The sequence below is a fragment of the Sporosarcina aquimarina genome, assembly GCF_019748715.1.
Lineage (GTDB): Bacteria > Bacillota > Bacilli > Bacillales_A > Planococcaceae > Sporosarcina > Sporosarcina newyorkensis.
In genome coordinates this window covers 1-304 of the sequence record NZ_JACLBZ010000063.1, presented here as the reverse complement: position 1 = coordinate 304, position 304 = coordinate 1, and the positions used below count along the sequence as shown (strand labels likewise).

2 tRNA genes are annotated in these 304 nt (G+C 50.3%); both read right to left on the bottom strand.

The window, feature by feature from the left end:
- Positions 1 to 92: 92 nt before the first annotated feature.
- A tRNA-Ala gene (locus H7J92_RS17560) sits at positions 93 to 168 on the bottom strand.
- Between the two features lie 9 nt (positions 169 to 177).
- Positions 178 to 254: transfer RNA gene (locus H7J92_RS17555), tRNA-Pro, on the bottom strand.
- Positions 255 to 304 lie beyond the last annotated feature (50 nt).

Sequence of the window (304 nt, the reverse complement as noted above, 5' to 3'; positions counted from 1 at the left end):
TGTTTATGTCACCGGCAGAGCCGATGCATAAACGTATAATTCGTTAACGTTTTGCTGTTCAGTTTTCAAGGTTCATATAATGAAAATGTAATTGGTGGAGCCTAGCGGGATCGAACCGCTGACCTCCTGCGTGCAAGGCAGGCGCTCTCCCAGCTGAGCTAAGGCCCCGAGAATAAGTGGTCGGGAAGACAGGATTCGAACCTGCGACCCCTTGGTCCCAAACCAAGTGCTCTACCAAGCTGAGCTACTTCCCGAATGTAAAATATATAATAATGGCGCGCCCGGCAGGAGTCGAACCCACAAC